We start from the raw sequence: 21,454 nt of genomic DNA on the forward strand, positions 1-21,454 counted from the left end.
ATCGGGAAGGACGACAGATGGCCGGAAGGCTTGAGGGAAAGGTCGCCGTGATCACCGGCGGCGCATCGGGGATCGGGCTGGGCGCGGTCGAGATGTTCGTGGCCGAGGGGGCGAAGGTCGTCGCCGCCGACCTGCAGGACGAGAAGGGGGCGATGCTGGAAAAGCGTTTCCCCGACACCGTCCGCTACAGCCATTGCGACGTCACCGTCGAAACGGACGTGGCCCGGACCATCGCCCTGGCCGACAGCGCCTTCGGCGGTCTCGACATCCTGTTCAACAACGCCGGCCACGGCGGCACGACGACGGGCGTGGCCGACATGGACGCGGCCGGCTGGGACGCCACCTTCGCGCTGCTGGTCAAGGGCCCGATGCTGGGCATGAAGTACGCCCTGCCCCTGATGGTGAAGCGGGGCGGCGGCAGTGTGATCAACACCGCCTCGATCGCCGGGCTGCAGGCCGGGTTCGGCCCCATCGCCTACAGCGCCGCCAAATGCGCTGTCATCCACATGAGCCGCTGCGCCGCCGCCGAGCTGTCGCCGCAGAAGATCCGCGTCAACGCCATCTGCCCGGGCCTGATCGCCACCTCGATCTTCGGGGCCAGCATGGGGCTTCCCCGCGAGGTGGCCGACCAGATGGCCGCCCAGGTCGCCGAGATCGGCCACAAGGTGCAGCCCTATCCCAAGTCCGGCGCGCCGGAGGACATCGCCCGCGCCGCCCTCTACCTGGCCAGCGACGACTCGGTGTTCGTCACCGGCACCCATCTGGTGGTCGATGGCGGCATCACCATCGGCGGTCGCGGCAGCTGGGACCCCAACGCCGCCTCGCCGATCCTGGAAGCCCTCGGCATCTCCGCCGAACAGGCGCAACAGATGCGCGCCGCCATGCAGGCCCAGCAGGCGGGCTAGGGAGCGTCTCAAGTGCAGCTGACCATCGACCCGGCCCTCGACCCCGCCAGCCTGGCGAAGGTCTTCCGGCGGCTGGGTCGGCTGCATATTCCGGGCTTCCTGGCCGGCGACGGGGCGGACCGGGTGGCCGCGGCCCTGGCCGGGCCGGAGGTTCCCTGGATCAAGACCTGGCGCACGACGGGGCCCAGCCTCGATGGCGACCTGGCCCAGTTCGACGGCATGACGCCGGACAACCGGGCCGCCTTCGACGCCGAGATGAAGATCGCTGCGGCAGACGGCTTCTGCTTCCAGTTCGACGCCTGGCGGGTCAGTGACGACATCGACAGGGGCGTGCGGCGGGGCGGCGCCCTGGCCCCGGTCGAGGCGGTGCATGATCTCGTCAACAGCCGCGCCTTCCTGGATTTCGTCGCCGCCCTGACCGGGGAGACGCGCGGGACCTTCGCCGACACCATGGCCAGCCGCTACCGGCCCGGCGACTTCCTGTCGGCCCATGATGACCATGTCAGCGGCAAGAACCGCCTGTTCGCCTATGTGCTCAACTTTACCCCGGTCTGGCGGCCCGACTGGGGCGGGGTGCTAAGCTTCCTCGACGAGGACGGCCATGTCGCCGAGGGCTACAGCCCCAGCTTCAACGCCCTGAATATCTTCGCCATCCCCAGCGCCCACGCCGTCTCCTACGTCGCCCCCTACGCCGGGGCGAACCGCCATGCGGTGACCGGCTGGGTGCGCCACTGATGCCTGAAGAGCTTCCGCCCCTCGGAAAGCGTGAACGGGCCCGCGCCGCTTACCAGGGCCTGACGCCCAACCTGCGCGGGGCCCTGTGGATGCTGGCCTCGGCCATCGCCTTCACGGCCATGACCAGCATGATCAAGCTGCTCGGCTCCAACTACGACGCCGCCCTGCAGACCTTCTATCGCTCGGCGGCGGGCCTCGTGGTCCTGCTGCCGATGATCCTGCGCGATGTGAAGGGGGCCTTCCGCACCACCCGGCTGGGCATCCTGCTGTTCCGCTCGGGCGCCGGCACGGTGGCCATGATCCTCAGCTTCTACGCCTTCCAGGTCCTGCCCCTGGCCGAGGCCAATGCGCTTAGCTTCACCCGCACCCTGTGGCTGGTCCCGCTGGCCTTCTTCGTCCTGCGCGAAAGCCTCGGCGTCTGGCGGATCGGGGCGGCCCTGGTCGGGTTCGCCGGGGTCTGCGTCATGCTGGCCCCGGGTTTCACCAATGGCGGCCACGGCTTCGGCCTCGGCCAGTTCGCGGCTCTCGGCTCGGCGGCCCTGTTCGCCATGACCATCACCGGCATGAAGGTGATGACCCGCGACCACAGCCCCTTCGTGCTGCTGGTCTATGCCGCCGTGCTCGGGGTGGCCTTTTCCATCCCGCCGGCCCTGTTCGTCTGGGCCTGGCCGACGCCGGTCGATTTCGTCCTGCTCTGCGTCATGGGCGTCCTCGGGATCGTCACCCAGGGCTGCTACATCAAGGGCATGCAGATCGGCGACGCCGCCGCCATGGCCCCGATCGACTACACGCGGCTGGTCTTCACCGCCTTCGTCGGCTTCGTGGTCTTCGCCGAGGTGCCGACCTGGACCACCCTGCTGGGCGCCGCCATCGTCGTCGTCTCGACCCTGGTCATCACCTGGCGCGAACAGCGGGCCGGAAAGCTGGAGCGGGACATGAAGGAACGCGAACTGGACCTGCCGGCCAACTGATTTCTCCAAAACAGGGCGTTGACACAAAAACCCGCGTGACGCGAACTGGCCTCCAACCTTGGGGAGGACGCCATGACCACGACCGGCTTCGATCAATCCATCTATCCGGGCGATTCCTGGATGCAGTGGCTGCGCTCGGCCAGCCCGATCGCCGTCACCGGCTTCTACCTGGCCCCGGCCCCCTACCATTCGGACACCAGCTGGATGGCGACCCGCGCCGGCCTGGCCGCCGCCGGCTGGGGCTTCCTGCCGGTCTTCGTCGGCCTGCAGGACGGCGCTTCCTCCCTGAGCGCCCCGCGGGGAACCACCGATGGCCAGTCGGCCGCCAGCCTGATGCGCGGCGCCGGCTTCCCCTCGGACTCGACGGTCTTCCTCGACATCGAGACCGGCGGGCCGATCTCCCCGCCGTTCGAGGCCTATATCGACGCCTGGATCGCGGCCGTGCAGGCGGCGGGCTTCATCCCCGGACTCTATTGCAGCCACCTCCTGATCGGCTGGGCCCAGGCGCGGGTGAGCCGGATCTGGAGTTTTCATATTCCGGACAACGGCGGCCAGACCTTCGATCCCGCCAACCTGCCGCCCGGCGCGATCGATCCCGGCGCGGTGGCCACCCAGTACCGCCAGAACGTCTATCTGGAGGGCTATGCCCACGACGCCGTCGATCTCAACCTCTGCAACAGTCCCGATCCGTCGCGGCCGTAGAGCCTCGGCGGCTTAACGAAGCGGCGACCATTATACAGCGCCTCGCCCGACCCACAAAAAAGAGCGGCGCCGGCCGAAAGCGGGCAAAACCCCTTGGTCTGTTGGCTTTGGCGTGGGTTCAGGGCGCCGGAATGTCGGCTGGCGCGTAGGTGCGGCGTAGGTCGGTCGGCGGGTTTTGTGGGCCGAAATGGCGGCGGCGCGACCTACGCCGCCGGCCGGGCGGCGGGTTGCGGCCCGGCGAGGGCCGAAAAGCCGATGAATATGTCTAGACATATTGCCAAAGGCCCCGGCGGGCGGGGTTTTGAGGGCGTTCAGCCGATCCCCAGCGACAGGAAGCGCCCGGCGAACAGCAGCTGCGAGCCGAAGTAGAGGAACCAGATCAGCCAGGCGGTCAGGCGCGGCGAGCCGAAGAGCTTCACCCCCTTGAACATCTCGGCGGCGAGAATGGCGTCGGAGGCCATGAACATCAGGGCGGCGAGGGCCAGGGGCACGCCCTGCCGCGAGACGGTCAGGCTGGCGACCACCATGGCGGTGATGACGACGGCGTAGGCGACGACCGGCCAGCGCATGTCGCCGAGGGACGGCCACAGCCAGCGCAGCATCCAGACGGTGGCGGCGACCACGACGCCGGCCACGATCCAGCCGGCAAGCCCAAGCGTCGGCTCGCCCCAGGGGTCGGGGACCGGCATCAGGAACATGGCCACATAGGCGACATGGCCAAGCAGGAAGGCGACCAGGCCGGGCAGCAGCCAGCGTTTGGGGTCCCCGGCCAGGAAGCCGTCTCCGATGGCGCACAGGGTCAGTCCGATGGCCGCCGCCCCGCCGATCCAGCGGCTGCTGTGCAGGAATTCGGCGAAGGCCTGGCTATCGGCTTGCTGCTGGACGGTGGCGTCGCCCAGCCACATCCAAAGGCCGAACAGCGCCAGGGCCCCGACGGCCATCATCTTGACGATGGTCCGCAGGGCCGACGGCGGCTTGCCAGCGAACCCCAGGCCGTAGATCAGCCCGGCCGCCAGGGAGATGATGAGGGCGGAGGTGCCGCCGTTGAAGACCATGCCCCGTCCTCCAGCCCAGATTGAGGGGAGGAGACGGTGCGCCGGGGCTGGCGTCAAGTTTTGGGCCGTCGTGGGCCTAGTAGAGGAGCCACATGGTGATCCCCATGACGATAAGAATCAGCGCCAGCCAACTGAGCACCCAAGCCATCCGGCCGGTCAGGCCCTGCCAGCCGACCAGCCCCATGCGGCGCAGTCCCGCCCCGGCAACCGCCGCGACCGTGAAGCTGATGGCCAGGAAGACAATCACGTCGTTCATGAGGCTCGACAGGAAGGTTCCGCCCAAGACGATGAGCGCGAAAGTCCCGATCAGAAGCAGGACATCGAAAAGACGTCCATCGAAGCGCCGCCAGGCCAACAAGAGAGCCAGCCCTGCCGGGATGCCCAGGTAGCCGCCAAGGATGGCTGCCCAGCGGAAGCTCAGGGCGCCGTCTTCCATCAGCCAATAGATGTTGACCCCGAGCGCGAGCGGCAGGATCGCGACAGCGAGGCCGGCCGCCGCCATGGCGGCCACGCTGCGGGCTCGCGAACGGCCGGTGACGGGCATCAGGGCGTCGGAGAGCAGGCGCAGGAAGCTCACCGCCAGCAGGGCCAGGCCGAGACCGGCCTTAACGGGGGCAACGAGGTGAAACCGCTCTGGAAGGACGAGGGGCGGGTCGAGTGACGGGAGCATGTTCCACGCAAGAAGCCCGGTCAGTAGCAGGCCTGGCGCCAGGCGTAGGGCCGAGAGGTCCACCGCCCGCCCAAACGCCTTGATGCCGCGCGGCGCCAAAGTCAGCAGAAGGGCCAGCATCATCAAAAGGGAGGTCGGCCCGTCGGGACCCGCGCAGAAGCACGTGACCGGTGTCAGCTTGCCGCCGTGGCTGTCTATGGTTGGCGGAGCCTTTCCCTCGTAGGCCGGAGCGGGCGCGTCGGCTGCGGGCGCAGCGGCGGATGTGGCGGCATAGGCCATCAATGTCTCCCCAACCAGGGAGATTACGACCTTAATTTTTTATGTTTGTCAAACGTCGCTATTCAGGATCGGGGCTCAGGAACTTCCGCGCCGCCGCCCGGTGCCGGTCCTTGACGTTCTTGCCGACCACGGCCAGCAGGGCGGCGATCACCGCCGCGTCGTCGGTGAAGCCGACGCCGGCCAGGACGTCCGGGATCACATCCGTCGGCAGGACGAAATAGGCCAGGGCGGCCATGATCATCCCCTTGGCGGCCAGGGGTGTCTCCGGGTCCCTCGCGCACCACCAGACGCTCAGCACATCGTCGAGGAAGGGCACCTTGGAGGCGACCTTTTTGACCTTGGGCCAGAAGCCCTGTTTCACCCGCATCTCGTTGACGCGCAGGGTTTCAGGGACAAGCGCCTTGGACCGATCAATAATCTCGGCGGGCTTGACGTTGGGTGACGGCTTGGCTTTCGCGCTCACGGGGCTAAACCCTCTCCTCGAAGCTCTAATTCAACACGATCTCGATGGGAGACGTCCATGAAACTCGATAGTTCCATTTCCGCCGTCGTTACTGGCGGCGCCTCCGGCCTCGGCGAGGCCACGGTCCGCGCTCTGGTCGCCCAGGGCGTGAAAGTCGCCATCTTCGATCTCGATCGCCAGGCCGACCGTGGCGCGGCGCTGGAGAAAGAACTGGGGGTCACCTTCTGCGCTGTCAACGTGACCAGCGACGCTGAGGTCGACGCCGGCTTCGAAAAGGCCCGCGCCGCCAACGGCCAGGAGCGCATTCTCGTGAACTGCGCCGGCACCGGCAACGCCGCCAAGACCGCCAGCCGCGACAAGACCACCGGCGCCATCAAGCACTTCCCGCTGGCCCACTTCGACATGATCATCCAGATCAACCTGATCGGCACCTTCCGCTGCATCGCCAAGTCGGCGGCCGGCATGCTGACCCTGGACCCGCTGGAAGACGGCGAGCGCGGCGCCATCGTCAACACCGCCTCGGTCGCGGCCGAGGACGGCCAGATGGGCCAGGCGGCCTATTCGGCCTCCAAGGGCGGCGTCGTCGGCATGACCCTGCCGATCGCCCGCGACCTGATGGGCGAAGGCATCCGCGTCAACACCATCCTGCCGGGCATCTTCAACACCCCGCTGATGAACGCCGCCCCGCCGCAGGTGAAGGAAGCTCTGGCCGCCTCCGTGCCGTTCCCGAAGCGTCTCGGCCTGGCCGAGGAGTACGCCTCGCTGGCGCTGCAGATGATCACCAACGGCTACTTCAACGGCGAAGACGTCCGCCTCGACGGCGCCATCCGCATGGCGCCGCGGTAACTCAAAAATCGTCATCCTCGGCCTTGCGCCGAGGACACACGGTTCCGCCGCCGCGATCCTGTGAAGGGGTCGCGGCGGCGTTCGTGTTTCTGGGGGCACGGTTCGCGCTCCGGCCCACCGATGGGTCCTCGGGACAGGCCCGAGGATGACGACGGTGGGGGAGTGGGGAGCGGGTGGGGGTGAGGTTACCGACGGACGTCTTCCGGCCGCACGATGGTCGGGCCGAGGTTGTCGACCACCTCACGGGCGTTGAAGCTCTCGCTGGCCGGTGAGGGCGAGGCGCCGCGGTACATGACGATCTCGGCGTTGGCCTCGAACTTCGTCACGGTCCGCATATCCATGTCATCGGCCCAGAAGCGGTTGCTGTAGAAGGGATCCCAGCTGCGCCAGCCGTAGCGCGCGCCGTAATAGCGCCAGCTCGGCCGCCAGAAGCCGTAGCCGCCGAAGCGGCCGGCGGGCGGGTCGTAGTAGGTGCGGCTGTCGCGGTTGACCTCGCGGTCTGCGAGGACGAAGCCGTCGTAGCCCTGGGCCAGGGTCAGTTCGGCGGCCCGGAACAGCAGGTAGCGTTCGACCGTGTCGCGGTTGGTCAGGCTGTTGCCCGAGAAGGTGACCCGGAAGCGGTCCTGGGTGATCCGCTGGTCGGTGAAGCCGCCGGAGACGGAATTGCCCCGGACGTTCGGCTGGTATGGCGTGGCGGTGGCGCAGGCGGCCAGACCGCTTGCGGCGAGGATGGCGGCGATCGCCGCGGCTCTTGCGAAGTTCATCGCGTGTTCTCCTGAGGCCCGACTGGCAGCCAGTCGGCAGCGTCCCTTGGTGAGGTTAACTCCAAGATTGCGGCGGAAGTTGCGTGGGCGCTAGTGGCGCATGGCGATGAGGATGGCGGCCGTGATCAGCAGGCCGCCGACCAGCAGCCGAAAGCCGCGCCGGAAGTCCGGCCGGGTCATGACCACCGCCAGGGCCGCCCCGCCGAGGCCGTAGGCGGTCATGGTGATCATATCCATGCCGATGGTGGCGGCCGCGAACAGGGTCATCTGCAGCGGCAGCGGCCGGGCCAGGTCGACGAAGGGCGGCAGGACGGCGGTGAAGAACAGCAGGGCCTTGGGGTTGGACAGCTGCACGGCGAAGCCGTCCCGGAAGGCCGAGCGTTCGAGGTGGGTCCGGGGCGTCTTGCTGTCGGGATCGTTGCGGATGCCGCTGAGGATGGAGGAGAGACCCAGCCAGGCGACGTAAGCCGCGCCGGCGTACGTCAGGATCCTGAAGACCTGCGGGAAGGCGGTGACCAGGGCGCTGAGGCCCAGGGCCGCGCCGATGAACCAGACCAGGGTGGCGCAGCTCATCCCCGCGACGCCGCGAATGACCGCCGCCCGGCCGCGATGCATGCCGGTGGCGATGGCGAACAGGTTGGCCGGCCCCGGGGTGACGGCCAGCACCGCCATGATGCCCAGGAAGGTGACGTACTTGTGCGGATCGACGGGCAGGGTCATCGCGGCGCTGATTGGAGCGGTTGGGGGGTGGGGTCAATGCCGCCGCTAATTGGGGACACGCACTATTTTCGGCTTCGTTCCGGGATGCTGAACCGTCGGCGACCGAAAATAGTGCGTGTCCCCAATTAACTACAGCCCCAGCCGCCGCGCCCGGCCGGCGATCGTCAGGGCCAGGCGTTCGGCGATCAGGCGGTCGGGGCTGCCGGTCTGTTTGCAGGCCTTGTCGGCGGCGAGGATTTCCGGCTGCAGGGCGTCGATGTGGTCGAGCGTCCAGGCGCGGGCCTGGCGCAGGAACTCCCGCTCCTGCTTCCAGAAGACGCCGCTGGCCTTGGCGGCTTCGGGCAGGCCGGCTCCGCTGGAGACCAGGGTCAGGGTGCGGCGCAGCTTGGCCAGGTGCATGCCCATGGCGCGGACGGCCGGCGGACCGCTCTCGCCCTCGGCGGCGGCGCGGGCCAGACCCTGCTGGGCGGCGCCTAGGCGGCCTCCGAAGGCGTCGTTGGCGGCTTCGAACAGCGAGGCTTCCGGCTCGACGCCGAGGAATTCTTCCAGCTCGGCCGAGGTCACCTGGCGGCCGCTGCCCGGGCCGATCCACAGGATCAGCCGCTCGATCTCCTGGCGGGCGACGCCGCGTTCCTTGGGCATGCGCGAGGCGAAGAGGTCCATGGCCGCCGAATCGAGGCTGACCCTGTCGGCGGCCAGGGCCTCGCGGGCCATGCGGGCGACATCGCCCTGTTCGTCCTCGTAGCAGGGGATGGCGGCGGCGGCGGCGGCCTTCTCGGCGGCCTTGCGCAGGGCCGAGTCGCGGCCCAGCGCCCCGGCCTCGACGATCAGGAAGGCGTCGGGATTGAGTTTGCCCTCGGCATGGGCGGTCAGGGCCTCGGCGGCGGTCTTGTCGGGCGCGGCCCGCTCGCCGGTCAGCCGCACGCGGATCAGCCGTCGGCCGCCCATCATGGAGAGGGCGGTCAGCTCCTCCTCCAGCTTGCCGGCCTGGTCGAGGTCGGTCTCGGTCAGCATGGCGACGTTGAAGGGATCGTTGAGGTCGGGGGTGATGCGTTTGGCCAGGCCGTCGGCCCGTTCCCGCACCCCGCCCCTGTCCTTGCCGTAGAGCAGCACGGCGCGGAGGGTGTCCGGCGGGCCTTTCAGGATGCGGTCGACGTCGGGGCGTTTGGAAACGATCATGGTGCGAACACCTTAGCCACCACCCCTCCCGTCGTCATCCTCGGGCTTGTCCCGAGGACCCATTCGTCCGCGCCGCGAACGGGGGGTGGCGTCGCGCTTGCCCGGCGGCCTCGGCCACCCTGCTGAGGTTCGCGCCTGGCCTAAAGATGGGTCCTCGGGACAAGCCCGAGGATGACGACGGCGGGGGCGGGGGGCTTATCGTTCAGCGCTATTGCGTGAGCCCCAGATAGCCCCGGCCAAGGCGCACCAGTTCGTCCTCGAATTCCTGTGAATGGAGGAAGGGCTGGTCCTCCAGCACCGCCGCCCGCATGGCGCCGTGGACGGCGCGGGAGAGGACGAACTGCTGGATGGCGGTCAGGGGCAGGCCGGCGGCGTCGCGGGCCGGCGGCAGGCGGTCGAAGCCGGCGGCCAGGGTCCTGGGGTCGCCGGCGATGAGTTGGGCCCGGACCGCCGCCCGCCGCGCCGCGCCGCGACCCTCGAAGGCGCCGAGGAAGGCGCGGATCACGGCCCGGTCCGGGGCCAGATCGCCGGACCCTTCAGCGATAACCGCGTCGACCTTGCCCTGCTCGCGCTCGGCCAGGGCGATGAGGATGGCCAGCTTGTCGGGGAAGTAGCGATAGACGGCGCCGATGCTGACCCCGGCCCGGATCGCCACGGCGTTGGTGTTGAAGGCGGCCTCCCCGCCCGCCTGCAGAATCTGAGCCGCCGCCTCGAGGATGGCCTCGACGCTGGCCCGGGCACGGGCCTGGCGCGGCGTGACGCGCCGCCGGACGGGGGATTCATCGGTCATGGCTCACCCCGCGCGGGCCGATTTGAAAGTTGAGTACGCGAACGTGAGCATTGCTCATATTTTCGCGGAAAGCCAACCGAAGGAGCGCGCATGACCTGGGCCACCGACCGTCTCGATGTTATTGTCGCCGGGGATGCCGAACCGCCGCCGGTGGTGCGGACCCTGAAGCTGGGCCTGCTGGACGCCTGGGGCGAGGGGTGGGTGCGCAAGACCTGGCGGCCGTCGCCGGAGCTGGAGAACGGCGACGGGACGATGTTCGGCGGCTATCTGGCGGCCCTGGCCGACCAGGCGCTGGCCTTCGCGGCGATGACGGTGGTGGGCGAGACCCAGGCCTACCGGACGATCAATCTGCAGCTCAACTTCGTGCGGGTGACGCGGATGGTCCCGCTGAGCATCGAGGCGCGGGTGGTGGCGGTGACCAGGCAGGTCATCACCGTGCGGGCCGAGTTCCGGCGCGAGGACGGCGCGTTGGTGGCGGAGGCGACGGCGCAGCAGTTCCTGATGCCGTTTCCGGGGGCTGGGCCGTGAGGCGAAAGGGTCTGGACCTTCACCCTATCCGCTATCGTCATCCTGGGCCTTGTGCCCAGGATCCCGCTGTCCGCTTGCTCTCACAGCGAGGTGGAGGCGCGGCGACGCCTCCAGGGCAGGCGTTCGCGGCGGCTGAACTCGGGATCCTAGGGACAAGCCCTAGGATGACGATAGCAGGGAGGGGGTAGTGGCCGGACCTGCTCCGCGCATCCCCTACCCGTTCCGCTTCAGCATCCACACCGCCAGGTCCATCTGGATCTTGCGGGCCAGTTCGTCGGCCACCTTCTGTTCGGCGTCCTGCTGGGCGGCGATGGCGGCGTAGGGCTGGTCGGCGCGGTCGAAGGTGACTTCGGCGGTGCTGACCCCTTCCGTGGCCGTCGAACCGTCAGCGCGGCTGACCAGCTTCCAACTGGCGACCACCACATATTCGTAGCGGCTGGCGACGCCGTCGGTGCGGCGGCCGCGCGGGATGCGGCTTTCCTTGAGGGTCAGCTCGAGCCGCCATTCGGCCGGGCGCGAATCGCGGGCCAGGGCGTCGTCGAGGGATTCGCGCAAGAGGGCGCCGGCGCGGCCCTCTGGCGCGATGGTCTCGACCGCCGACAGGCCCGGCGAGACGCCGGGAGCCGCGTAGAGGGGCGTGAAGCCGCAACCGCCGAGCCCGAAGCTGAGCAGGGCGAGGGCGGCGAGCAGGGCGGGTGTGCGCATCAGTTGGCCACGATGTTGATGATACGGTCCTGGACCACGATCACCTTGCGAACGGTGAGGCCGGCAAGGTGGACCGAAACGCTCGCGTCCGCCAGCGCCAGGGCTTCGACAGCCTTCGAATCCGCGCCCTTGGCCACGACCAGTTCGCCGCGCCGCTTGCCGTTGATCTGCACGGGCAGGGTGACCTCGCTGTCGGCGGCCAGGGCGGCGTCGGCCTTGGGCCAGTCCGCATCGACCACCATGCCGCTCTTGCCCATATGCTCCCAGCAGGCCTCGGCCAGGTGGGGGGTGAAGGGGTTGATCAGTCGGGCCAGCACTTCCAACGCCTCCTGACGGGCGGCCAGAACGCCAGGGCTGGCCCCGGCGGCCGGATGGGCTTTGAGGATGTTGAGGAACTCGTACAGCTTGGCCACGCCGCTGTTGAACCGGAAGCGCTCGATGGAATCGCCGACCGGGCCGATCAGCTTGTGGGTGGCCTTGCGCAGGGCCAGGGCGTTCTCGTCGCCGTCGTCGAAGGCCAGATCGCTCCAGGCCGGCTGGTTCTCGAACTCGGCCCAGACGCGGTGCACGAAGCGGCCGGCGCCCTCGACCCCGGCGTTGGTCCATTCGACGTCGCGTTCCGGCGGGCTGTCGCTCATCACGAACAGGCGGGCGGCGTCGACGCCGTAGGTCTCGAAGATTTCCTCGGGGGCGACGACGTTCTTCTTGGACTTCGACATCTTCTCGATGTCGCCGATGACCAGGTTTTCCCCGGTGTCCTTGACCCGGGCGATGCGCACCCCGGCCTCGGTGGTGAAGTCGATGCAGGCCGGTTCGACCCAGTCGCCCTCGGTCGTCTTGTAGGTCTCGTGGGTGACCATGCCCTGCGTGAACAGCCCGGCGAAGGGCTCGGCGACGCTCAGCATGCCCTCGTCCTTCAGGGCGCGGGTGATGAAGCGGGCGTACAGCAGGTGCAGCACCGCGTGCTCGACGCCGCCGATATACTGGTCGACCGGCATCCATTTGTCGGCGGCGGCCTTGTCGATGGGCTCGGCGGCGTTGGGGTTGGCGAAGCGGGCGAAGTACCAGCTGGAGTCGACGAAGGTGTCGAGGGTGTCGGTCTCGCGCTGGGCATCGCTGCCGCAGGACGGGCACTTGACGTTCTTCCAGGTCGGATGGCGTAGCAGCGGGTTGCCGGGGATGTCGAAGGTGACGTCCTCGGGCAGGACCACGGGCAGCTGGTCGTCCGGCACCGGCACCGGGCCGCAGGACGGGCAGTGGATGATCGGGATCGGGCAGCCCCAGTAGCGCTGGCGCGAGACGCCCCAGTCGCGCAGGCGATAGACGGTGGCGCCCTTGCCCTGGTTCTGGGCTTCCACCCGCTCGACGGCGGCGGCCTTGGCCTGTTCCACCGTCATGCCGTCCATGAAGCCGGAGTTGAAGATCCTGCCGGGGCCGACATAGGCCTCGGTTCCGACCTCGAAGGCGGCCGGGTCGGCCTCGCCGGGCAGCACCACCGGCTTGACCGGCAGGGCGTACTTGCGGGCGAAGTCCAGGTCGCGCTGGTCATGGGCCGGGCAGCCGAAGATGGCCCCGGTGCCGTAGTCCATCAGCACGAAGTTGGCGATCCAGACCGGCAGCTTCCAGGTCGGGTCAAAGGGGTGGAAGACCGACAGGCCGGTATCCAGGCCCAGCTTCTCGGCCCCCTCGATCTCGGCCTCGCTGGTCCCGCCGGCGCGGCACAGCTTGATGAAGTCGGCGACCTTGGGGTCGCTCGACAGCTGTTCGGCCAGCGGGTGGTCGGGGGCGATGGCCAGGAAGCTGGCGCCGTACAGGGTGTCGGGGCGGGTGGTGTAGACCTCCAGCCCGTCCTCGAATCCCGCGACAGGAGAATCGAAGGTCCAGGTCAGGCGCAGCCCCTGGCTCCGCCCGATCCAGTTCTCCTGCATGATGCGGACCTTTTCCGGCCAGCGGTCCAGGGTCTTCAGGCCCTCGATCAGGTCGTCGGCATAGTCGGTGATGCGCAGGAACCACTGGGTCAGCTTGCGCTTCTCGACGATGGCGTCGGAGCGCCAGCCGCGGCCGTCGATGACCTGCTCGTTGGCCAGCACGGTCATATCGACCGGGTCCCAGTTGACCGTGGCTTCCCGGCGATAGACCAGGCCGCGCTGCAGCAGCTTCAGGAACCAGCGCTGTTGCTGGCCGTAATATTCCGGGTCGCAGGTGGCGAATTCGCGCGACCAGTCGATGCTGGTGCCCAGAACCTTGAAGGGTTCGCGCATGGCCGCGATGTTGTCATAGGTCCAGCCCTTGGGGTGGACGCCGCGCTCCATGGCCGCGTTCTCGGCCGGCATGCCGAAGGCGTCCCAGCCCATCGGGTGCAGCACCGCGTGGCCTTGCGCCCGCTTGTAGCGGGCCACCACGTCGCCCATCGTGTAGTTGCGCACATGGCCCATGTGCATCCGCCCCGACGGGTAGGGGAACATCTCGAGGATGTAGTACTTCGGGCGTGGATCATCGTCCCGCGTCCGGAAGACGTCGGCGTCGGCCCAGGCTTTGCGCCAGCGGGGCTCGGTTTCCTTGGGATTGTAGCGTGCCATGGCCGGTGTTTAGGGCGCGGCCCGCGCTGCAACAAGAGGTGCGGCGCGGGAGCGCGCCGCACTCCCTTTCCTATTCGTCGCCGAGGTTCGCGAGCCGCAGCTTGCGGGCCCGGTCGAGGATGGCGTTTTCCATGTCGGCTTCGGTCTGGGCGGCCGTCGGCGCGTCGATCCAGTTGCCGTTGTCGTTGACCTGCTTGAAGACGCTGACGTTCAGGGCGTCGGCGCGCAGTCGGGTGTCGAGGATGTAGACCGTGACCTTGAAGCGCTCGTTCGGCGTCTGGGGATCGGTGTACCAGTCGGTGATGATCACGCCGCCGTAGGGGTCGGCCGAGGCCAGGGGCATGAACTTGATGACGTCGGTGGCGGCGCGCCACAGATAGCCGTTGACGCCGATCTCCGTGCCCTTCGGCGCCTTCTTGCCGCCGATGCCCAGGAAGCCGCCGTTGCCGTCCTTGACGGTCTTCGGACCGCTGGACCCGCAGGCCGCCAGAGCGCCCGCCAACATCACCACCGCGCCCAACCTGAACGCCCCGCGCGCAAACCGCATGCTCTATCGCTCCAAATCCTGCGTTCTAGCGTCGCAGATATTCTCTCCGGTGCGTCTACATCATGGCAAGAGAAGGTCCAACGCTGAAATCAAGTGGCCTTCCCGCCACAGGCGAGGTGGGAATCGACCGTGGGCCCGTGGAGTCCGTTGACCCAATCTCGCCGTGATCGCTTATATAATCGGAATTGAGCTGACAGCCCGATCCCGGGCGACGTTCGGTCGGCTCGGGGCGGAAGGTCTCAAAAGGCGGTTATGAGCAAGGCGCGCTACATTGCTGCGGCGACGGCTCTGGTCCTGATCGGATCGGCGTCGATGGCCCATGCGCAATCGGTCGCCAAGCCGAAGCCGGCCGAGGACTTCCGGGTGCGTGGCGATTTCAACCTGCAGGACAGCCGTCTCGGCCCCGGCCGGTCGGAGCGCAGCGTCCAGTTCGACGCCAAGACCGGCAAGTGGGGCGTCAAGCTCGGCCTGCAGTCGCCGGTCGGCCGTGAAGCCGACGCCAAGGACCTGGAAGCCGGCGCCTATTTCCGGGTGACCCCGTCGCTCCGCGTTGGCGGCGCCGTGGGCCTGGCCTCCGAACGCGATAACCCGGTTCGCCGCAATGGCGAAAAGGATGAGGCGCCCCGCGTGCGCCTGGAAACCACCTTCAAGTTCTGAGTGGTCGCTCTCCGCCCCTGGGGCGGAGGACAGGTTTGGAGCGTGAGCGACAAACCAGGAGGCGGGACCTCCACCGGCGGATGTGCGCTGCGTCCGCGGACGCCGGCGTGCAAGGGAACGCGCTAAACCTTCAAACGCCGGTGAGCCCGCCTCCTGCTTTCTCGCTTGGAGGCTCGAAAGCGGTCCTCCGCCCAGAGGGCGGAGAGCGATCTACGGCCAGGCCGCCAGCAGGGCCCGCAGCGCCGCTGTCGTCGCCAGGGGCTGGTCGATCATCACATGGTGGTCGGCGTCGGGGATCGAGAACTTGACGATGTCGTCGGGCAGTTCGCGCAGCATGAAGTCCATCGTCCCCGGGAACATCAGCTTCGAGCGCTCGCCCCAGACCATGGCCACCGGGCACCTCACCTGGCTGAGCAGCTGGCCCAGGGGCGGCATTTCGAAATTGTGCCAGAGCTCGGGGTCGAACTTCCAGGTCCAGCCGACGCCGGAGCCGTCGGCCATGGGCGCCTGGCGCAGGGCCTTGCGGGCGATCCAGTCGGCCACATAGTCGTTCTCGCAACCCTGCGGCGGAGCCAGCCGGAAACGGGCCAGCGCTTCGGGCAGGGTGGCGTAGACCTTGTTGGGGCCGGTGCGGCGCGGCGGGCCGTTCCACTGGTGCTCGGGCGGATGGATGGTCGAATCCAGCATGACGATGCCGCGCAGGCGATCGCCGTGATGGACGGCGGCGTAGAGGGTCGGAAAGCCGCCGAAGCTGTGGCCGACGATGCGGGCCTTGCCGCCGTCGGCTTCCAGATGGGCCGCCTCGATGGCCCCGAAGATCTCTGCGGTGAAGATCTCGGCGCTGTATTTCGGCCGCCAGTCGCTGTCGCCCATGCCCGACCAGCTGATCGCCGCGACCCGGTAGTCGCCGGCCAGCAGGGGGGCGATGAAGCTCCACCAGTCGGCGTGGGCGCCGTTGCCGTGAAGCAGAAGCACGCCGGGCTTGCCGACCTCGCCCCAGGTCAACAGCTCGATGGCCGCGCCCTGGACCTCGAAGGTCGAGCGCTCCGGTTCCTGGGCCAGGGCGGCCTCGAACCAGGCCGGGGCCGGCGGTTTTTCGCCGTTGTAGGGGGCAAGCGGCGGCGGATGGTCCGGCCAGCGCGGGGGACCGTCAGCCATGCAGCAGTTCTTCCTTCGGTTCGACGTAGGCCTTTTCGCCGGGGCGCGGCGGGCGCGGGCCGATGGCCTTGAACACCCCCATGCCGGTCATGATCAGCCGGTCGCCGACCCACATCCGGCCGCGCACGGTGAAGACGTCGTCCTCTTCCGAGACCAGCTCTGCCCGGCCCTCGATCCAGTCGCCCAGCTTGCCGCCGGACAGGAAATCGCAGGTCAGCCGGACGGTAACCCAGTAGTGGCTGCGCGCCACGCTGATCACCCGGCCCCAGGCCATGTCGGCGAAGCTCATCAGCATGCCGCCGTGGCAGTTGGCCATGCCGTTGGTGTGGTGCTCCTCGACCCGGAAGGCGAGGGTGGCGCCGTTGGGGTCGTGCTGTTCGTACAGCGGGCCGATCTGGCGCCCGAAACCGCGGGTCCAGTTGAGGATCTTGTAGCCCTCGGGGATGTCGGCGGTCTGGGCTTCTGTGAGGTCGTCGGACATGGCGGGAAGTCTAACGTTCGTTTGAATGGCGGTGAAGCGGGTTTGTCAGACAGCCGGGTTGAGGTTTTCTGACTGCGCTGCGGCCAGGTCGATCAGCCAGGACCTGACCAACCGGATGCGGGCGATGTCGGCGACGTCGCGATGGGTGCTGAGCCACAGGCCGCGCTTGAGGTCCACCTCCCGGGGCAGAACCCGCTCCAGCCCGGCGGCCATGAAGCAGGGCAGCACGCCGATGCCGCCGTCGGCGGCGATGATCTCGCGCTGGGCGCGGATCGAGGAACTGGAGAGGGACGGCCGCAGGCCGGGCGCGACCTCGTCAAGGTAGCGCAGTTCAGGCGCGAAGATCAGGTCATCAACATAGCCGACGATCTCGTAGCGTTTCAGGGTCTCGACCGAGGCTGGCCGACCCATGCGGTCGAGATAGCCAGCCGAGGCGTAGAGGCCGAGCCGGTAGTCGGTCAGCGGCTGCACCGCCAGCCGGGTCGAGACCGGCGGGCTGAGGGTGATGGCCATGTCCACCTCGCGCCTCGTCAGCGACAGAAAGCCGGTGCTGGCGGCCAGCTCGATGCGGATGTCGGGCCGGGCCAGCCGCAGGGTGGGCAGGGCCGGGGCGATGACCGTCGTGCCGAAACCCTCGGCGGCGGTGATCCGCACGGTGCCGCCGGCGGCGTCCGGATCGGCGCTGCGGCTGGCCAAATCCATGGCCGCCTCCGCCTCCAACCCGATCTCGAACAGGCGCTGGCCGGCCGAGGTCAACTGCAGTCCGCCGGCCGAGCGGATCAGCAGGGTGGACTTCAGCGAGGTCTCGAGACGGGCGATGCGACGCCCCACCGTGGCCGCGTCGACGCCCAGGCGCGGGGCGGCGGCCGACAGGGAACGGGCCCGGGCGGCGGCGAGGAAGATGCGCAGGTCGTCCCAGTCAAACATGGCTATGCATTTCTGCGGATTGTCACATGCAAGTCTGCAATACGCGGTTCGGCGCGGGAGTGCTATTGGCCCCCCATCCTTTTCCGACATCCGCCAGGGAGCGCCCCATGCGCGACATCCAGCACTTCGTGAACGGCCAGACCCTGGTCGGGACCTCGGGCCGCTTCGGCGACGTCTTCAATCCCAACACCGGCGAGGTCCAGGCCCGCGTCGCCCTGGCCACAGCCGGTGAACTGGACGCCGCTGTTCAGGTGGCGCTGCAAGCCCACCAGGGCTGGTCGGCGACCAATCCCCAGCGCCGGGCGCGGGTGATGTTCGAGTTCAAGCGGCTGGTCGAGGCCAACATGCAGGACCTGGCCGAGCTGCTGTCCAGCGAGCACGGCAAGGTCATCGCCGACTCCAAGGGCGACATCCAGCGTGGCCTGGAAGTGATAGAGTTCGCCTGCGGCATCCCGCACGCCCTGAAGGGCGAATACACCGAGGGCGCCGGGCCCGGCATCGATGTCTATTCCATGCGCCAGAGCCTGGGCGTGGTGGCCGGCATCACCCCGTTCAACTTCCCGGCCATGATCCCGATGTGGATGTTCGGGGTGGCGATCGCGGTCGGCAACACCTTCATCCTCAAGCCCTCGGAAAAGGACCCGTCAGTGCCGGTGCGTCTGGCCGAACTGATGATGGAGGCTGGCGGGCCGGCCGGCGTGCTGAACGTTGTCCATGGCGACAAGGTCAGCGTCGACGCCATTCTGCAGCACCCCGACATCAAGGCCGTCAGCTTCGTCGGCTCCTCGGATATCGCCCACTACGTCTATTCGCAGGGCACGCTGGCGGGCAAGCGCGTCCAGGCCATGGGCGGGGCCAAGAACCACGGCATCGTCATGCCCGACGCCGACATGGACCAGGTGGTGAAGGATCTGTCGGGCGCCGCCTTCGGCTCGGCCGGCGAACGCTGCATGGCGCTTCCCGTCGTTGTCCCGGTCGGCAAGAAGACCGCCGACGAACTGCGCGAACGCATGATCGCCGAGATCGAGACCCTGAAGGTCGGTGTCTCCAACGACGCCGAGGCCCAGTACGGCCCCGTCGTTTCGGCCGCCCACCGCGCCAAGATCGCCGAGTACATCCAGATCGGTAAGGACGAGGGCGCCGAGCTGGTCGTCGATGGCCGCGACTTCAAGCTGCAGGGCTACGAGAAGGGCTTCTTCATCGGCCCCAGCCTGTTCGATGGGGTCAAGCCCGGCATGAAGACCTACCACGAGGAGATCTTCGGCCCGGTGCTGCAGATGGTCCGCGCCGACAGCTTCGAGGAGGCCCTCGAACTGCCCAGCAAGCACCAGTACGGCAACGGTGTGGCGATCTTCACCCGCAACGGCCGTGTGGCCCGCGAGTTCGCGGCCCGGGTCAATGTCGGCATGGTCGGCATCAATGTGCCGATCCCGGTGCCGGTCGCCTACCACACCTTCGGCGGCTGGAAGCGCTCGGCCTTCGGCGACACCAACCAGCACGGCATGGAAGGTCTGAAGTTCTGGACCAAGGTGAAGACGGTTACGGCGCGCTGGCCGGAGGGCGAGATGGCTGACTCGAGCTTCATCATCCCGACGATGAAGTAGGCCTTGAGCTGTAGGGCCCGTCCGGGCGGCGGAACCGCAAACACTTCCGCCTGACGGGCCCTACGCGACGACGGCATAGTCCTTGAGAATCCCCAGCGGCACGATGGCCAGGGTTTCCTCATGGGTGGACTCCAGCACCAGCTGCGGGGCGCAGCCGTCGTCCAGCGCCTCCTTCCATCGCGGGGCGCAGAGGCACCAGCGGTCGCCGGGCTTGAGGCCCGCGAAGCCGTACTCCGGGCGCGGGGTGGAGAGGTCGTTGCCGCGCCGGGCGCTATAGGCCAGGAACTCGGCGGTCATCACCGCGCAGACGGTGTGTAGTCCGGTGTCCTGTGGCCCGGTCTCGCAGCAGCCATTGCGGAAGAACCCGGTCACCGGGTCCAGCGAACAGGGGATCAGCTCGCTGCCGAGGACGTTGAGGGCTTGGGGATCGTAACGCGTCATGGCCCCATCCTGCCCGCAACCGGGCATCGCCGCCAGAGAGGCCGTTGCGGTCTGGCGGCACGGGCCCTGCAACGCTAAGGAAGCGGGACCCTCCGCGCACCGAAACGATCCATGACCGACACCCCTCGTCCCCGCCGCAGCGCCCTGTACATGCCCGCCTCGAACGCCAAGGCCATCGAGAAGGCCCGCTCGCTGCCGTGCGACGTGGTCATCCTCGATCTGGAAGACGCCGTGGCCCCCGAGGCCAAGCTGATGGCCCGCTTGCAGGCGGTGGAAGCCGTGAAGGCGGGTGGTTTCGGTCGCCGTGAGGTGGTCATCCGCACCAATGGCCTCGACACCCCCTGGGGCGCCGATGACCTGGCCATCGCGGCCGGGGCCGGCGCCGACGCCATCCTGGTTCCCAAGGTCAGCAGCGCCGCCGATGTGAAGGCTTACGACGCCGCCATCGAAAAGGCGCCGGCCGGCACGAAGCTGTGGGCGATGATCGAAACCTGCGCCGCCCTGTTCGCCCTCAACGAGATCGCCGCCACAGCGCAAGACACGCGGCTGAGTGCGTGGGTGATGGGCACCAACGACCTGGCAAAGGAGATGCGCTGCCATCAGACGGCCGACCGGGCGCCCTTCTGGGGCCCCTTGAGCCTGTCGGTGGCGGCCGCCCGGGCCCACGGCCTGACCATCCTCGATGGCGTCTACAACGACATCGAGAGCATCGAAGGTCTGATCGACGTCTGCCAGCAGGGCGTGCAGTTCGGCTTCGACGGCAAGACCCTGATCCATCCCAAACAGATCGAGCCCTGCAACCTGGTCTTCTCGCCGGCCCCCGGCGAGGTCGATTGGGCGCGCAGCGTCATCGCCGCCTTCGCCCTGCCGGAAAATGCCGGCAAGGGCGCCATCCGCGTCGAGGGCCGCATGGCCGAGCTGCTGCACCTGTCCCAGGCCGAACGCCTGGTGGCCGTGGCCGAGGCCATCGCCGAAGCGGACGCCGCATGAGGCAGGCCTTCGTCCTTGCCGCCGTGATGGCCCTGCTGGCCGGGCCCGTCCTGGCCCAGCAACAGCCGGCCTCGTCCGATCCGATCGGCGATGTGCTGTCCGGCCTGGCCGCTGCCGAGGGCATGGACGACGACGCGGCCGAATCGCCGACGGCTACCGCCCCGGACGCCGCCGCCGCCTCCCAGGCCAATAGCGAAAGCGCCGACGGGGACGCCGAGGACCCCGGGGCGGGCGCCGCCCTGCCCGCGCCCGCCCCGCCGTCCGCCTATTCGCCTCCCGCCCCCTACACACCGATTGCCCCGACCTCCCGACTGCCGCAACTCGACCGGCCGGTGATGATCGACGAGCTTTCCCGCACGCCCGAGGCCCCGCCGACTCAGGTCGAACAGGCCTATGAGAGCCGGGTCCGGGGCGGCCTGAACGCCGCCCAGGGCCTGCAAGGGCCGCTCGACGGCGGCTGGGTGGTGCGCGGGACCGACGGCCGAACGCTGTACGGCCTGCAGCTGGTCGACAAGGGGACGGGCGCGGTCACCCTGGAAGGCGCCTGGCGCTCCCTGAAACAGGGCCAGCCGGCCGGCCAGGTCGGCCTGGTCGATGTCATCGAACGCACGGCTGCGGGCGGCGTCTACATCCGCTTCCTGCCGCGCGGCGCGCAGGACCCCTCAATTTTGCAGCTGGATCCGGCCGGCGGCGGCTGGAACGGCACCCTGTGGGAAGCGGGGAACACCCGGTCGGTGACTCTCCGCCGTCAATAGACG

24 protein-coding genes are annotated in these 21,454 nt (G+C 68.7%); 10 read left to right on the plus strand and 14 right to left on the minus strand.

Annotated features, from left to right (window positions below):
• Positions 1-17: 17 nt before the first annotated feature.
• The 4 genes from O5I81_RS00990 (at position 18) to O5I81_RS01005 (ending at position 3,313) form a co-directional block, all read left to right on the plus strand.
• On the plus strand, positions 18-905 hold the full coding sequence (locus O5I81_RS00990; protein WP_271067076.1) for a glucose 1-dehydrogenase: 888 nt from the start codon (positions 18-20) through the stop codon (positions 903-905).
• Positions 906-917: 12 nt separating this feature from the next.
• Entirely contained in the window at positions 918-1,640 is a 723-nt protein-coding gene (locus tag O5I81_RS00995) for a 2OG-Fe(II) oxygenase family protein (protein ID WP_271067077.1), read from the plus strand.
• Positions 1,640-2,611 (plus strand): DMT family transporter, encoded by a 972-nt coding sequence (locus O5I81_RS01000; RefSeq protein ID WP_271067078.1) that lies wholly within the window; start codon positions 1,640-1,642, stop codon positions 2,609-2,611. The genes O5I81_RS00995 and O5I81_RS01000 overlap by 1 nt, the downstream gene beginning before the upstream one ends.
• 72 nt (positions 2,612-2,683) lie before the next feature.
• Positions 2,684-3,313 (plus strand): glycoside hydrolase domain-containing protein, encoded by a 630-nt coding sequence (locus O5I81_RS01005; RefSeq protein WP_271067079.1) that lies wholly within the window; start codon positions 2,684-2,686, stop codon positions 3,311-3,313.
• Positions 3,314-3,624: 311 nt separating this feature from the next.
• Here the strand turns inward: O5I81_RS01005 and O5I81_RS01010 are convergent, their stop codons facing one another.
• From O5I81_RS01010 to O5I81_RS01020, 3 genes are all read right to left on the minus strand, one after another.
• Entirely contained in the window at positions 3,625-4,368 is a 744-nt protein-coding gene (locus O5I81_RS01010) for a lysoplasmalogenase (protein WP_271067080.1), read from the minus strand.
• Positions 4,369-4,444: 76 nt separating this feature from the next.
• On the minus strand, positions 4,445-5,317 hold the full coding sequence (locus tag O5I81_RS01015) for a hypothetical protein (RefSeq protein ID WP_271067081.1): 873 nt from the start codon (positions 5,315-5,317) through the stop codon (positions 4,445-4,447).
• Positions 5,318-5,375: 58 nt separating this feature from the next.
• Positions 5,376-5,780: a YkvA family protein gene (locus O5I81_RS01020; protein ID WP_271067082.1), complete on the minus strand. Its 405-nt coding sequence runs from the start codon at positions 5,778-5,780 to the stop codon at positions 5,376-5,378.
• Positions 5,781-5,837: 57 nt separating this feature from the next.
• Here O5I81_RS01020 and O5I81_RS01025 point away from each other — a divergent pair, with 57 nt between their 5' ends.
• Positions 5,838-6,626, plus strand: coding sequence for an SDR family NAD(P)-dependent oxidoreductase (locus O5I81_RS01025; protein ID WP_271067083.1), 789 nt, complete (start codon positions 5,838-5,840; stop codon positions 6,624-6,626).
• 185 nt (positions 6,627-6,811) lie between these two features.
• On the opposite strand, the gene O5I81_RS01030 is transcribed toward O5I81_RS01025, so the two are convergent.
• From O5I81_RS01030 to O5I81_RS01045, 4 genes are all read right to left on the minus strand, one after another.
• Positions 6,812-7,390 carry a hypothetical protein gene (locus O5I81_RS01030; RefSeq protein ID WP_271067084.1) on the minus strand — a complete coding sequence of 193 codons (579 nt, stop codon included), beginning with the start codon at positions 7,388-7,390 and terminating at the stop codon, positions 6,812-6,814.
• Positions 7,391-7,480: 90 nt separating this feature from the next.
• The gene (locus O5I81_RS01035; protein WP_271067085.1) at positions 7,481-8,110 is read right to left on the minus strand and encodes a LysE family translocator; all 630 of its coding nucleotides are present in this window, start codon (positions 8,108-8,110) and stop codon (positions 7,481-7,483) included.
• Between the two features lie 129 nt (positions 8,111-8,239).
• The gene (holA, locus tag O5I81_RS01040) at positions 8,240-9,289 is read right to left on the minus strand and encodes a DNA polymerase III subunit delta (RefSeq protein ID WP_271067086.1); all 1,050 of its coding nucleotides are present in this window, start codon (positions 9,287-9,289) and stop codon (positions 8,240-8,242) included.
• A 208-nt stretch (positions 9,290-9,497) separates the two neighbouring features.
• On the minus strand, positions 9,498-10,079 hold the full coding sequence (locus O5I81_RS01045) for a TetR/AcrR family transcriptional regulator (RefSeq protein WP_271067087.1): 582 nt from the start codon (positions 10,077-10,079) through the stop codon (positions 9,498-9,500).
• A 90-nt stretch (positions 10,080-10,169) separates the two neighbouring features.
• Here O5I81_RS01045 and O5I81_RS01050 point away from each other — a divergent pair, with 90 nt between their 5' ends.
• On the plus strand, positions 10,170-10,607 hold the full coding sequence (locus O5I81_RS01050; protein ID WP_271067088.1) for a PaaI family thioesterase: 438 nt from the start codon (positions 10,170-10,172) through the stop codon (positions 10,605-10,607).
• A 213-nt stretch (positions 10,608-10,820) separates the two neighbouring features.
• On the opposite strand, the gene lptE is transcribed toward O5I81_RS01050, so the two are convergent.
• The 3 genes from lptE to O5I81_RS01065 form a co-directional block, all read right to left on the minus strand.
• Positions 10,821-11,312 (minus strand): LPS assembly lipoprotein LptE, encoded by a 492-nt coding sequence (gene lptE, locus O5I81_RS01055; protein ID WP_271067089.1) that lies wholly within the window; start codon positions 11,310-11,312, stop codon positions 10,821-10,823.
• Positions 11,312-13,891 (minus strand): leucine--tRNA ligase, encoded by a 2,580-nt coding sequence (gene leuS, locus O5I81_RS01060; protein ID WP_271067090.1) that lies wholly within the window; start codon positions 13,889-13,891, stop codon positions 11,312-11,314. Before leuS ends, lptE begins: the two co-directional genes overlap by 1 nt.
• Positions 13,892-13,961: 70 nt before the next feature.
• The gene (locus tag O5I81_RS01065; RefSeq protein WP_271067091.1) at positions 13,962-14,438 is read right to left on the minus strand and encodes a DUF3576 domain-containing protein; all 477 of its coding nucleotides are present in this window, start codon (positions 14,436-14,438) and stop codon (positions 13,962-13,964) included.
• 252 nt (positions 14,439-14,690) lie between these two features.
• Between O5I81_RS01065 and O5I81_RS01070 the strand changes: the two genes are divergently transcribed.
• Positions 14,691-15,095: an NtrZ family periplasmic regulatory protein gene (locus O5I81_RS01070; protein ID WP_271067092.1), complete on the plus strand. Its 405-nt coding sequence runs from the start codon at positions 14,691-14,693 to the stop codon at positions 15,093-15,095.
• A gap of 210 nt (positions 15,096-15,305) precedes the next feature.
• On the opposite strand, the gene O5I81_RS01075 is transcribed toward O5I81_RS01070, so the two are convergent.
• The 3 genes from O5I81_RS01075 to O5I81_RS01085 are packed head-to-tail and all read right to left on the minus strand — an operon-like array spanning position 15,306 to position 17,661.
• The gene (locus tag O5I81_RS01075) at positions 15,306-16,253 is read right to left on the minus strand and encodes an alpha/beta hydrolase (protein ID WP_271067093.1); all 948 of its coding nucleotides are present in this window, start codon (positions 16,251-16,253) and stop codon (positions 15,306-15,308) included.
• Complete coding sequence (locus O5I81_RS01080) at positions 16,246-16,734, minus strand: PaaI family thioesterase (protein WP_271067094.1); 489 nt, start codon at positions 16,732-16,734, stop codon at positions 16,246-16,248. The genes O5I81_RS01075 and O5I81_RS01080 overlap by 8 nt, the downstream gene beginning before the upstream one ends.
• A 45-nt stretch (positions 16,735-16,779) precedes the next feature.
• A complete protein-coding gene (locus O5I81_RS01085) occupies positions 16,780-17,661 on the minus strand; it encodes a LysR family transcriptional regulator (RefSeq protein ID WP_271067095.1) in 882 nt (293 codons plus the stop codon).
• 107 nt (positions 17,662-17,768) lie between these two features.
• Between O5I81_RS01085 and O5I81_RS01090 the strand changes: the two genes are divergently transcribed.
• Positions 17,769-19,265, plus strand: a complete 1,497-nt coding sequence (locus O5I81_RS01090; protein WP_271067096.1) for a CoA-acylating methylmalonate-semialdehyde dehydrogenase — start codon at positions 17,769-17,771, stop codon at positions 19,263-19,265.
• Between the two features lie 60 nt (positions 19,266-19,325).
• Here O5I81_RS01090 and O5I81_RS01095 read toward each other — a convergent pair whose 3' ends face one another.
• Positions 19,326-19,706: a DUF2237 domain-containing protein gene (locus O5I81_RS01095; RefSeq protein ID WP_271067097.1), complete on the minus strand. Its 381-nt coding sequence runs from the start codon at positions 19,704-19,706 to the stop codon at positions 19,326-19,328.
• A gap of 111 nt (positions 19,707-19,817) precedes the next feature.
• On the opposite strand from O5I81_RS01095, the gene O5I81_RS01100 reads away from it, so the two are divergent.
• Both O5I81_RS01100 and O5I81_RS01105 read left to right on the plus strand, forming a co-directional pair.
• The gene (locus O5I81_RS01100; RefSeq protein ID WP_271067098.1) at positions 19,818-20,696 is read left to right on the plus strand and encodes a CoA ester lyase; all 879 of its coding nucleotides are present in this window, start codon (positions 19,818-19,820) and stop codon (positions 20,694-20,696) included.
• On the plus strand, positions 20,693-21,451 hold the full coding sequence (locus O5I81_RS01105; RefSeq protein ID WP_271067099.1) for a hypothetical protein: 759 nt from the start codon (positions 20,693-20,695) through the stop codon (positions 21,449-21,451). Before O5I81_RS01100 ends, O5I81_RS01105 begins: the two co-directional genes overlap by 4 nt.
• Positions 21,452-21,454 lie beyond the last annotated feature (3 nt).

The sequence above is a fragment of the Caulobacter sp. NIBR1757 genome, assembly GCF_027912495.1.
GTDB lineage: Bacteria > Pseudomonadota > Alphaproteobacteria > Caulobacterales > Caulobacteraceae > Caulobacter.